An 11140-nucleotide genomic window follows, 5' to 3' on the forward strand; every position below is an offset into this window, starting at 1 on the left:
CCCGTGTGGCGGATGCCCGTCCCGCCGGGCGAGCCGACCATTGGTGGCGTATCTCCGGGATTCACGCCCTCTGTGACGTAGATCGCATCGACTCCCGGCACCGCACGCCCTTATTGCTCTACGGCTTGTAGTACTACTAGGAGTAGAACTACAAGCTGTAGAGCTCCGGCACCCGCGAGGGAGACATGGACGCGCTGGACCTGGCACGGTGGCAGTTCGGGGTCACCACCGTCTACCACTTTCTCTTCGTACCCCTGACGATCGGCCTCGGCGTCTTCGTCGCAGGACTGCAGACGGCGTGGTACCGCCGCACACGCAAGGGCGGGGACGGTGAGCACCTGCTGAGGCTCACCAAGTTCTTCGGCAAGCTCTTCCTGATCAACTTCGCGATGGGGGTCGTCACCGGGATCGTGCAGGAGTTCCAGTTCGGCATGAACTGGAGCCAGTACTCGATCTTCGTGGGCGACGTCTTCGGAGCGCCGCTGGCGATGGAGGCGCTGCTCGCGTTCTTCCTGGAGTCGACCTTCCTCGGCCTGTGGATCTTCGGCTGGGAGCGGCTGCCGCGCAGGGTGCACCTCGCCTGCCTGTGGGCCGCCGTCATCGGATCCAACCTGTCCGCCTACTTCATCCTCGCCGCGAACGCGTGGATGAAGCATCCCGTCGGCTACGAGGTGGTCGGCGGCCGGGCCCGGATGACCGACCTGTGGGCCGTGCTGACCAACTCGACGGCGCTCGCCCAGGTGCCCCACGTGGTCGCGGGCGCGTTCGTCGTGGCCGGCGGTTTCGTGATCGCGGTCAGCGGCTACCGGATCCTGCGCGAGGGGTCCGGCGGGACGGCCGGCCTGTGGCGGACCAGCCTGCGCGGCGCCCTCGTCATGACCGCGATCGCCGGGATCGTGGTGGCCGGCACCGGTGACCAGTCCGCGCGCCTGCTGCGTGAGCAGCAGCCGATGAAGCTCGCCGCGGCCGAGGGCCTCCGCCACGACACGTCCGGCGCACCCTTCAGCGTGGTGCCCGGCCTCGAGGTGCCCGATCTGCTGAGCCTTCTGGCCGCCCACGACCCGCAGGCCGTGGTCCAGGGCATGGACGACATCCAGCGGCGGTACGCGGCCTCCTTCGGGCCGGCCGACTACACGCCGAACCTGCCGGTGGTCTTCTGGTCGTTCCGCGTGATGATCGTGTTCGGCATGACGACCGTCGGACTGTCCGTGCTCGGCCTGTGGCTCACCCGCCGGAGACGGCGCACGGCCGCGCTCCCGCGCTGGTTCGCCCGCCTCTGCGTGCTCGCCCTGCCCCTGCCCACGGTGGCGATCGTCGCGGGCTGGCTGCTCAGCGAGATCGGCCGCCAGCCCTGGACGGTGCAGGGCGAGCTCATGACCGCGGCCAGCGTGTCGCCCGGCGTCTCCCTGATCGAGGTGGCCGCCACCCTGGCGGGATTCACCCTCCTGTACGGCGTCCTCGCCCTCGCGGAGGGCGTCCTGCTGATGCGCCACATCAAGGCCGGTCCCGAGCCCATGCCGGTCGAACCGGTCCCCTCCGACGAGGCGCGGCTGACGCCGACCCTCATGTACTGAGGAGCATCCCCATGACGCTGACGACGTTCTGGTTCATCGTGATCGCGTTCCTCTGGACGGGCTACTTCGTCCTGGAGGGATTCGACTTCGGCGTGGGCGCGCTGCTGCCGCTGCTGTCCCGGTCCGATGCGGACCGCCGGCAGGTCATCACGACGATCGGGCCGGTCTGGGACGGCAACGAGGTCTGGCTGATCACGGCCGTCGGCGCGATGTTCGCCGCCTTCCCGGCGTGGTACGCCCACATGCTCAGCGGCTTCTACCTCCCCCTCTTCCTGGTCATCATCGGGCTCATCGTGCGCGGCGTCGGCCTCGAATGGCGCGGCAAGGTGACCTCCCGGCGGGAACTGGCGCTCTGCGACGCCGGGATCGTGGCGGGCAGCGTGATCCCCGCGTTCCTGTGGGGCGCGATCTTCGGGCACATGCTGTACGGCACGGCCGCGGCCGCCGCGGTCGGCGGCGCGCTGTCGCTGACGATGGCGACGCTCCACGGCGCGGTGTTCGTCGCGCTGCGGACGACGGGGCCCGTCCGGGCCCGCGCCAGAAGGGCGGCGCTCCTGGTGTCCGCGGGTGCGGTCCCCCTCGCGGCGGTCGCACTGCCGTCCCTGCCCGGGTCGTCCGCCCTGACCGTTCCCGACTGGTCCGCGTCGCCGTTCCTGTGGGCCTCGGCGCTGGCCGCCATGGCCACCCTGGCGTCGGGCACCGCACTGATCTGGCGGCGTAGAGAGGGCTGGGCGTTCGCGGCCACCGCCGGCGCGATCGTGTTCACGACGGCCACCCTGTTCGGGGCGCTCTGGCCGGCTCCGATGCCCGGGATCACGGTCATGGAGGCGGCGTCCGCGCCCTACACCCTGACCGTGCTCACCTGGCTGGGCGTGATCGCCCTTCCCGGAGTGATCGCCTACCAGGCCTGGACCTACTGGGTCTTCCGCAGGCGCGTCTCCGCCCGCAGCGAGTAGAGGTCGGAGGGGGAGATCGGCATCCTGTCGATCGTGATGCCCTCGGCGTCCTCGATCGCGGCGGCGATGACGGCGGAGACGGGGATGACCCCGGCCTCCCCCGCCCCCTTGACCCCCAGCGGGTTCAGCGGCGAGGGCGTCTCCAGATGCGCGGTCTCGATCCGCGGCACCTCGGTGGCATAGGGCATCAGGAAGTCCATGAACGAGGCGTTCAGCAGTTGCCCGTGCTCGTCGTAGACCATCTTCTCGTAGAGCGCGCCGCCGACGCCCTGGCCCACTCCCCCGTGGATCTGTCCTTCGACGATCATCGGGTTGATCAGCTTGCCGCAGTCGTGGACGACCACGTACCGGAGGATCTTGATCTCGGCCGTCAGCGGGTCGGTCTCCACGATGGCGGCGTGCATGCCGGAGGCGAACGTCGACCGGACCGGCGAGTAGTAGTCCTTGCCCTCCATCCCGGGCTCCTCGCCGTCCGCCACCGGGGGCCGGTCGTCGTCCTGCGGCCCGGCGAACTGCGTGGCCCGCTGGGTCTCCTTGTCGAAGGCGTACCTCAGCGGGTTGGACAGCACCGCGACCGTCGCCAGGGGGATCGACGCCGAGGGCGTGCCGGCCACGTGGACGACGCCGTCGGTGATCTCCAGGTCGCGGGGATCGGCCTCGAGGGCGTCCGCGGCGACCTTCAAAGCCTTGTCCCGCACCTTCCTGCAGGCGAGGGCGATGGCGTTGCCGCTCATGACCGCCGCCCGCGAGGCGAACGTCCCCACGGCGTAGCCGAACCGCCGGGTGTCACCGGTGACGACGGACACCTTCTCGATGGGCACGCCGAGTTCGGTCGCCGCGATCTGCGCGAACACGGTCTCGTGGCCCTGTCCCTGCGAGGTGAGGCCGGTCGAGACGTGCACCCGGCCGTCGGAGGTGATCTGCACGTGGCCGCCTTCGTACGGCCCGACCCCGGTGCCCTCGACGTAGCAGCCGACGCCGATGCCGATGGCCCGCCCCTCGGCGGCGGCCTCGGCCTTCATCGCCGGGAAGGAGTCCCAGCCGATGAGCTCCTTGAGCATCCGCAGCGACTCGGGGTAGTCGCCGCTGTCGTAGATGAGCGGGCGCCCGTCCTGGAACGTCATGCCCTGGTCGTAGGGGAACTCGCCGGGCTGGATGAAGTTGGCCGCCCGCACCTCGGTCCTGTCCCTGCCGAGGTGGGCCGCGATCCGGTCCATCGTGCGCTCCATGCAGAACACGCCCTGGGGCCTGCCCGCGCCGCGGTACGGCGTGACCTGCACGGTGTTGGTGTAGATCGAGGAGAACTCGACCCGGTAGGCGCCGATCTTGTACGGCCCGACCAGCTGGGTCGAGGTGATGATGGGCACGATGATGCCGTACGGCGTGTAGGCGCCGTGGTCGTGCAGGATGTTGACGTCGAGGCCGAGGACGCGCCCGTCGTCGTCGAAGCCGACCCGCACGTGGTGCACCTGGGCACGCTCGTGCGCCGAGGAGATGAAATGCTCGCGCCGGTCCTCGGTCCACTTGACCTCGCGGTCGAGCAGGCGGGCCGCCCACGGCACGAGGATCTCCTCCGGCCACGGGTGCACGATCTTGACGCCGAAGCCGCCGCCCACGTCCGGCGCGATGACCTCCACCTTGGGCAGCGGCAGCCCGAGCTTGGCGGCGACGGCCATCCGCACGCTGGTGGAGGTCTGCGTGGAGGAGTAGACGCGCAGCGACTGGTCGTCGGCGTCCCAGCGCGCGTAGACGCCCTTGCCCTCCAGGGGCATGGACGCGCTCCGCTCGATGTCGAGCCGGAACGCGAGCGTGTGGGGCGCGGCCTCGATGGCCTCCCGCGCGGACAGCCCTTCCGGCGACGGAACCTCCTGGACGAGGTGCGCGCCGACGTTGCCGGGCACGTCGGCGTGGACGAGGTTGACCGCCTCCGCGGCCTCCTCGACCCCGACGACCGGCTTGAGGATCTCGTAGTCGACCTCGATGAGCGAGCACGCGTCCTCGGCCACGTAACGGTCGGCGGCCACGACCATGACGACGGGTTCGCCGACGTGCCGCACGACGTCGCGCGCGAGGGCGTGGCCCGTGCGGCCGTGGGTGAGCGCGGGGTGCGGGATCAGCAACGGCAGCGGCTCGGCGAGCAGCCCGGGCAGGTCCTCCCACGTGTAGATCGCGACCAGGCCCTCCACGTCCAGCGCGGCGGAGACGTCGACGTCCCTGATCCTCGCGTGGGCGTGCGGCGACCTGACGAAGGCCGCGGCCAGCGCGTTCGCGCCGAGGTCGTCCAGGAACCGCCCCTGACCGGTGATCAGCCGGGCGTCCTCGCGCCGCTGGACCCGCTCCCCGAACAGCTTCGTCGTCACCCGGACTCCTCCGCCTGGATCTCCGCGGCGCGATGGACCGCCTTGATGATGTTCTGGTAGCCGGTGCACCGGCACAGGTTGCCGGAGACGGCCTCCAGGACCTCCTCGTCGGTCGGCGTCCGGTTGTCCCGCAGGAAGGCGGTGACCGTGCAGAGGAAGCCGGGGGTGCAGAAGCCGCACTGCAGCCCGTGGCACTCCGAGAACGCCCTCTGCACCGGGGACAGTTCGCCGCCCTCCGCGAGCCCCTCGACCGTGGTGATCTCGTGGCCGTCGACCGTCACCGCGAACGTCAGGCACGACCGGACCGGCTCGCCGTCCAGCAGCACCGTGCACGCGCCGCACACTCCGTGCTCGCATCCGACGTGCGTGCCGGTGAGGCCGAGGTCGTGGCGCAGGCAGTCGGACAACAACCGCCGGGCGGGCACCGTCGCCTCGCGCAGCACGCCGTTGACGGTCAGCGTGACGGCGTGCCGGTGCTCGCCGGTTCGCTCGCTCATGCCCGTCCCTCCCCCGCGTCGTGTGCCGTGCTCTGAGCCGCGTCCTGGGCCGCGCCTCGCAGGGCCCGCGTGACGAGCACCCCGGTGAGGTGCCGCCGGTAACCGGCCGTCGCGTGGATGTCGTCCTCGGGCTCGATCCGGTCCTGTACGGCTCTCGCGACCTCGTCCCAGTCGACGGACGCCGGGGGGCGCGGGCCGCAGACGCCGGTCACGTCGACCACCACGGGGACCGGGCCGACGCTGACGCACGCCACCCGGGCCGCGGTGATCCGGAAGTCCTCGTCCAGCGTGACGGCGGCGGCCACCCCGGCCACGGCGTAGTCGCCGTGGCGCCGGGCCACCTCGCAGAACGCGGTGCCCGACCGCTCAGGCAGCGCGGGGAAGAACGCCGACACCGCCATCTCTCCCGGCAGGCAGGCCGACTCCAGCGGCCCGACGAAGAAGTCCCGGGCGTGCACGTCGCGCTCGCCTCCTAGCCGCGCCAGCCGTACGGAGCCTCCGAGGAGGGCGAGGACGGCGGGCATCTCCGCGGACGGGTCGGCGTGGACGAGGCTGCCGACGACGGTCCCGCGATTGCGGATGACCGGATGGGCGACCAGCGCGAGCGCCTGGGCCAGCAGCGGCTGGACGGCGCGCGCGGAGCCGGCGCGTTCCACGGCCGCGTGCCTGGCCAGGGCGCCCACCCGCACTCCGGACGCGTCCGCGGATATCGTGGCGAGCTCTGTCAGGCCGTTGATGTCGACGAGGTGCCCGGGCGCGGCCAGCCGCATGTTGAGCAGCGGGATCAGGCTCTGGCCCCCCGCCAGCACCTTGCCGTGCGAGCCGGTCTCGGCGAGGGTCTGGAGCGCCTCGCCGAGACCGGCAGGCCGGTGGTAGTCGAAGGGGGATGGCTTCACGACAGGGGGATCCGCCCGTCAGCCTGCCGTCGCGTCTCGCTCGAATCCGATCTCCCCACCGGAGACCTCCTTGTCCGGACGGCGCGCCAGCGCGCGCAGCAGGTGATATCCACCAAGTACCACTATGGTGCCGAGCGTGATGCCGGCTAGCGAGAAATCGTCGGTGATCTGGTGCGTCACGGGGCCCACCGCGAGGATGATCCCCGCTCCGATCGGGACCATGTTGACCGGATCGGAGAAGTCCACCCGGCTCTCGATCCAGATCTTCGCGCCCAGCAGGCCGATCATGCCGTACAGGATGACCGTGATGCCGCCCAGCACGCCTCCGGGCGTGGCGGCGACCAGGGCGCCGAACTTCGGGATGAAGCCGAACAGGATCGCCACGACGGCGGCGATGTAGTAGGCGGCCGTCGAATAGACGCGGGTGGCCGCCATGACGCCGATGTTCTCCGCGTAGGTGGTCGTCGGGGAGCCGCCGACCGCGCTCGCCAGTGCGGTGCCGACTCCGTCGCCGATGATCGCCCTGCCCATCAGGGGATCGACGTCTGTGCCGGTCATCTCGCCGACCGCCTTGACGTGGCCGACGTTCTCCGCGATGAGCGCGATGACCGCGGGCAGCACCAGGATGGCGGCCGAGGCCTGGAAGCTCGGAGCGTGGAAGGTGGGCGCGCCGAACCACGCGGCGTCCGACACGGCGCCGAAGTTGACGCGAGGGTGCGTGTCGATCTGCCCTGTCCCGGCGTTGAGGGCGGTGATGTTCCCCCAGATCTTGTCGACGAGCCAGGACAGGACGAATCCGAAGACCAGGCCGAGGAGGATGCCGATCCGGCCGAGGAAGCCCTTGAAGATCACCAGGAACAGTCCGGTGGCGATCATCGTCACGAGCGCGATCCAGTGATCCTGCGGCCAGTAGATGTCGGCGACGACGTACGCCAGGCCGAACCCGATCAGCATGACCACCGCGCCGGTCACCACCGGCGGGAAGACCTTGTGGATGATCTGCACGCCGAGGAAGTGCACGGCGACGCCCACGGCCGCCAGGACGACACCGGCGACGAGGATCGCGCCGGTGACCGTCGCGCTGTCGCCCCCCGCCGCGCGGATGGCCGCGACGGCGCCGACGAACGAGGCCGACGTCCCGAGGTAGCTGGGGATCTTCCCCTGGACGATCAGCAGGAAGATGACCGTGGCGACGCCGGACATCATGATGGCGAGGTTCGGGTCCAGGCCCATGACGAGCGGGAAGACGAACGTCGCGCCGAACATCGCGATCACGTGCTGGGCGCCGAAGCCCGCCATCCGCGGCCAGCTCAGCCGTTCGTCGGGCTTGACCACCTCGCCGGGCGCGAGGCCTCGTCCCTCACCGTGGACAGTCCATCGAAATGCCATGTGAGCCCCTTCAGCTAAACGGGCCGTGGGCCGGTGGCCACCCCGCAGGCGTCCCGCCGCGGCGCTTCGCGCCGGTCGATCTCGACCGTTTGCCGGGACTGTAAGACCGATGTGGCTGTGATACATGGGCATGATCTGCCAAAGCCGGGCCCGGTTGACGCCGAAACATTGCGCACCGTTCGGGAACGGTCTCCGTGCGCTACCCCCCGAGGTCCGTCAACGTCGTGCGCAGCCAGTGGAGTTCGGCCTCGCTGGTGGCCCTGGCGATCGTCAGCAGGCCCTGCCGAAACGGATCGTCCACGTTTTCCGCACGCACGGGACGGCCGTCCTCGTAGAAGAAGCTGCTCGGCAGTTCGAGGAAGGCCAGCCTGCGTCTCAGCACCCCGGCCTGGGCCTCCGGGTCTCGCAGGTGACGCAGGAACGCGAGCAGGACGAACCAGCGGTTCTCATCGCTGACGTCCAGTTCTTCCGGTTCTCGCAGCCTCCGCAGCAACTCCTGCTCGCCGGCGGGGCGCAGATGAAGCATGTGCCGGGGAGCGGCCGCGCTGCCCGGCTGCGTCTTCCGCTCCAGCCAGCCCTTCGCCTCCATGCGTTTGATCGCCGGATACAGGGTTCCGTCCGCGATGGGGCGCACGTGGCCGGTCAGGGCGGCCACGCGACCGCGCAGGTCGTAGCCGTGCAGCGGTCGCTCATGAAGGAAACCGAGGATGGCCAGTTCGAGCATGAGACGACAATAGCTCTTGTCCGTGATACCTCGGAGCCGATATATATTGCTTCCGATACTTTGCGATGAGGAGACGACATGCTGCAAGACGCCCGGGTTCATTCCAGCGGCGCACGGATGAGATGGCTCGAACTTCCCGGCGCCGAGCCCGCCGGGGTCGCCGAGCCCGCCAGGGTCTACGTGCACGGTCTCGGCGCCATGTCGGCTCCGTACTTCGCCCGCGTGGCGGGGGATCCCCTGCTGGCGGACCGCCGGTCGCTCCTGGTCGACCTGCTCGGATTCGGCCTCAGCGACCGCCCGGCCGACTTCGGCTACACGCTGGAGGAGCACGCCGACGCCCTCGCCGGGGCCCTGACGTCCGCGGGAGCGACCGGCGCCCAGGTGATCGGTCACAGCATGGGAGGGGCCGTCGCGATCGTCCTGGCCGGACGCCATCCGGGCGTGGTCTCCGACCTCGTCCTGGTCGACGCCAACCTCGACCCGGTCTCCCCGGACCCGGCCCGTCCGGGAAGCAGCGGCATCGCGTCGTACACCGAAGAGGAGTTCGTCCGGTACGGCAGGCAGGAGGTCGGGCACCGGGTGGGGCCGTTCTGGTGGGCCACCATGCGCCTGGCGGATGCCCGTGCCCTGTACCGCAGTGCCGTGCACCTGGCCCGCGGCAGCACCCCGATCATGCGGGAGGTGCTGCTCGGACTGGAGATTCCGCGCACCTACCTGTACCCCGCGCAGGACGGCCCGCCGAGGAACGCCGGAGAGTTGCGCGACGCCGGTGTGCGCCTCGTGCCCGTCCCCGCCAGCGGGCACAACATCATGCTCGACAACCCCGGGGCGTTCGTCCATGCCGTGTCGGGCGCCCCGGTCGGCCGCTGATCAGGGGCCGGCGACCACCCGGATCTCGAAGCCGTCGCCGCTGACGACCTGACCTGCGCGGATCTTGCACGCCTTGCGCAACTCCACGTCGCCGTCCACCAGGACGTTCCCCTCGGCGATGAGATGTTTGGCCGCGCCGCCGCTCTCGGTGACGAAGCAGAATTTCAGCAGGTCGCAGAGGGGGATGTAGTCGCCTCTGAGCTCGAAGGTCTCTTTCACTGCGTCAATATAGGGTCAGATGCCACGCATGCGGAGCACGTGGAGCGCCAGGGTCAGGTTCAGCCTCAGGTGGGCGTCCTCGGTGAAGTTGCCGAGCAGCCGCTCCAGCTTGCCGATCCGGTAGCGGAGCGTGTTGTAGTGGAAGTGCAGCCGGCGTGCCGTCTCGGCGACGTTGAGGTTGGTGTCCAGCAGCACCTGCAGGGTTCTGCGCAGGTCGGCGTTCTCCACGTCGTCGTCCCCCGCGAGCGACCCGAGCGTCTCCCTGACGAACGCGTGGAGTTCATCGGTGTCGTTCACCAGTGACAGCAGCCGGTAGACGCCGAGCTCGTCGAAGTGGGCGACGGCCCCCGACCCGTGGAGCTGACGCCCCACCCTGGCGGCCTTGAGCGCCTGGCCGTAGGCCGCGGGGAGGGAGTCGGCCCCGCCCGAGACCCGGCTGAGCCCGGTCGAGAACGTGCCGTCGGTGATGGCGGCCAGCGCGTCCCTCGCGAGCCGGGGGGCGTCCACGTCGGCCCCGACGATGGCGACGACCTCGTGGGAGAAGCCGGCGACCGCGCCCCTCGGGTCGTACTTGCGCACCGCCGCCTGCCAGGCCGCGAGCATGCGGTCCTGCGCCGAGCGCTCGTCGGCGTCCGGGTCGATCTCCGCCACCAGCACGCTCACGGGGCGTTCCAGATTCCAGCCGAAGGCCTGGGCGCGCTCCGCGACCCGCGTCCCGCCCCGGCCGGTGAGCACGTCCCGCAGGAAGTCGGCGCGGTACTTGCTCTCGACTGCGGTGATCGCCTCCTGCCGGGTGATGACGAGGGCCACGACCGTGGCCGCGCGCTCGAGGATCCCGATGTCGCTCGGGGTGAGCGTGCCCGCCGCGCTGAACGCGGCGATCCTGCCGTGGTGGTGGCCTCCGGCCACGACCGGGACCGCCACGTAGTGCCCGTCGGCTCCCGTCACGGGTTCCACCGTCGGTGTGGGCGTCCCCGCTCCCGCTCCGTGCGCCTCCCGCAACATCGTGACCTGTTCGGCGTCGCCCGCGGTGGCCAGGAGCCGGCCGGAGGCGTCCACCGCCGCCACGGCCGCGTGCAGCAGCCCGGCGACTTCGGCCGTCACCTCGCGCATCCCTCCGCCCGCGAGCACGATCTGCACGAGGGCCCGGTGCGCCTCCTCCGTCCGCGCGAGTATCGCCGCGTGCCGGTTGAGGATGTCGGTGAGCACCTGGTTGAGGATGTCGTCGAAGCCGACGTCGTTCGGCAGCAGGATCAGCGGGAAGCCCAGCCTGTCGGCCTGCTCGACCATCTCTCCCGGCAGTTCGTCCAGATAGCGACCTAGTTTGATCGCGAGGGCGGCGAGCCCCCGCTCGTCGAGGTCGGCCACGAGCCGGTCGAGCGACTGCGGCGTGTTCCGCAGCGGATACCCCGTCGTGAGCAGCAACTCGTGCGGCTTCACCCACGCGAGGATGTCGGGGACCTCCATCACGTTCAGCCGCTGGACGATGCGGTCGAGCCCGCTCTTGCCGGCGATCAGCCGGGCGTCCGCCAGGGTCGACACCCCGAGCACCTCGCCCACCGAGACACCGTGGAGGATCGTTCCCGTGCTGGCCAGGCGCATTGCCGGGGGGGCCGGGTCCATCGTCATCATGCGCTCCGGGGTGTCAAGGGCTC

10 protein-coding genes are annotated in these 11140 nt (G+C 70.6%); 3 read left to right on the plus strand and 7 right to left on the minus strand.

Annotation, left to right across the window (positions count from 1 at the left end; translation table 11 throughout):
• The first annotated feature begins 185 nt into the window (after positions 1–185).
• Together Pmi06nite_RS03890 and cydB are read left to right on the plus strand one after the other, a co-directional pair.
• Positions 186–1574 carry a cytochrome ubiquinol oxidase subunit I gene (locus Pmi06nite_RS03890; protein ID WP_203951437.1) on the plus strand — a complete coding sequence of 463 codons (1389 nt, stop codon included), beginning with the start codon at positions 186–188 and terminating at the stop codon, positions 1572–1574.
• An 11-nt stretch (positions 1575–1585) separates the two neighbouring features.
• Complete coding sequence (gene cydB, locus Pmi06nite_RS03895; RefSeq protein WP_203951438.1) at positions 1586–2530, plus strand: cytochrome d ubiquinol oxidase subunit II; 945 nt, start codon at positions 1586–1588, stop codon at positions 2528–2530.
• Here the strand turns inward: cydB and cutA are convergent.
• The 5 genes from cutA to Pmi06nite_RS03920 form a co-directional block, all read right to left on the minus strand.
• Positions 2488–4890 carry an aerobic carbon-monoxide dehydrogenase large subunit gene (gene cutA / locus Pmi06nite_RS03900; protein ID WP_203951439.1) on the minus strand — a complete coding sequence of 801 codons (2403 nt, stop codon included), beginning with the start codon at positions 4888–4890 and terminating at the stop codon, positions 2488–2490. The two genes, cydB and cutA, sit on opposite strands and share 43 nt — an antisense overlap.
• Entirely contained in the window at positions 4887–5387 is a 501-nt protein-coding gene (locus tag Pmi06nite_RS03905) for a (2Fe-2S)-binding protein (protein ID WP_203951440.1), read from the minus strand. Before Pmi06nite_RS03905 ends, cutA begins: the two co-directional genes overlap by 4 nt.
• Entirely contained in the window at positions 5384–6283 is a 900-nt protein-coding gene (locus Pmi06nite_RS03910) for an FAD binding domain-containing protein (protein ID WP_203951441.1), read from the minus strand. Before Pmi06nite_RS03910 ends, Pmi06nite_RS03905 begins: the two co-directional genes overlap by 4 nt.
• An 18-nt stretch (positions 6284–6301) precedes the next feature.
• Positions 6302–7672 carry a uracil-xanthine permease family protein gene (locus Pmi06nite_RS03915; protein WP_203951442.1) on the minus strand — a complete coding sequence of 457 codons (1371 nt, stop codon included), beginning with the start codon at positions 7670–7672 and terminating at the stop codon, positions 6302–6304.
• A gap of 199 nt (positions 7673–7871) precedes the next feature.
• Positions 7872–8396: a PadR family transcriptional regulator gene (locus Pmi06nite_RS03920; protein WP_203951443.1), complete on the minus strand. Its 525-nt coding sequence runs from the start codon at positions 8394–8396 to the stop codon at positions 7872–7874.
• 78 nt (positions 8397–8474) lie between these two features.
• Here Pmi06nite_RS03920 and Pmi06nite_RS03925 point away from each other — a divergent pair, with 78 nt between their 5' ends.
• Entirely contained in the window at positions 8475–9266 is a 792-nt protein-coding gene (locus tag Pmi06nite_RS03925) for an alpha/beta fold hydrolase (protein ID WP_239113613.1), read from the plus strand.
• On the opposite strand, the gene Pmi06nite_RS03930 is transcribed toward Pmi06nite_RS03925, so the two are convergent.
• Together Pmi06nite_RS03930 and Pmi06nite_RS03935 are read right to left on the minus strand one after the other, a co-directional pair.
• Positions 9267–9485, minus strand: a complete 219-nt coding sequence (locus Pmi06nite_RS03930; RefSeq protein ID WP_203951444.1) for an RNA-binding S4 domain-containing protein — start codon at positions 9483–9485, stop codon at positions 9267–9269.
• 15 nt (positions 9486–9500) lie between these two features.
• Complete coding sequence (locus tag Pmi06nite_RS03935; RefSeq protein ID WP_239113696.1) at positions 9501–11114, minus strand: PucR family transcriptional regulator; 1614 nt, start codon at positions 11112–11114, stop codon at positions 9501–9503.
• Between the last annotated feature and the right edge of the window lie 26 nt (positions 11115–11140).

Origin of the sequence: Planotetraspora mira (assembly GCF_016863275.1) — a bacterium.
Classification (GTDB): Bacteria; Actinomycetota; Actinomycetes; order Streptosporangiales; family Streptosporangiaceae; genus Planotetraspora; species Planotetraspora mira.